The 554-nt window shown below is 64.6% G+C and carries 1 protein-coding gene; it reads right to left on the bottom strand.

The features are described from left to right. Nucleotides 1–59: 59 nt before the first annotated feature. On the bottom strand, nucleotides 60–554 hold a 495-nt coding region (locus tag NKH03_RS34945; RefSeq protein WP_352973405.1), incomplete at its 5' end, for an integrase core domain-containing protein.

The following is a 554-nucleotide window of genomic DNA, read 5'->3' as shown; positions in this document are numbered from 1 at the left end:
TGTCCAGCCGATAGATGGGTAACAGTTTGAACCGGATACATAGGTAACAGTTTTCCCCCTTATGATTGGTTCGTCGGCGCGCCAAGCGGTTTGGTTGGCGCGGCGCGGCGACGAACCAGTTTCGTGTGCTTGTGGTCGATGAAGCCGAGCGGATGGGCATAGAAGCGCATCGCCCATTCGCCGTTCTCGGTCTCTTCGATGGCAACCGGCTCGCCTGCCAGCGTGGCCGAGACGTAGATTTCGGCGCCCTGCCATTTGACGGCGCCGTTCTGGCGCACGCTGCGCACCGCCGCCTCGGCCGGATAATCCGGCTCGGGGGTCGTCTTGGGCATGGGACGGGTCGAGGGACGGTAATGCTGTGCTGGGGTGTCCATGCCAAGCGCCTCGTGCGGGCGCTCCTCATTGTAGCTGCGCCGGAAGGCCTCGAACGCCTGGGCTTGAGCCGCCCTGTCGGCCTCCGGTGCCTTGGCCATCGGCAGCATGGTCAGGTGGAAACGCTCATGGCGCCCGTTCTGCTGCGGCTTGCCCGGCTGGATGCGCTCAAGGGCGATGCC

It is taken from the genome of Mesorhizobium sp. M1406, from assembly GCF_040317555.1.
In the GTDB taxonomy this organism is placed as follows: domain Bacteria; phylum Pseudomonadota; class Alphaproteobacteria; order Rhizobiales; family Rhizobiaceae; genus Mesorhizobium.
Note: the sequence above shows the minus strand (reverse complement) of the source record. Positions and strands in the feature narration are given on the sequence as shown.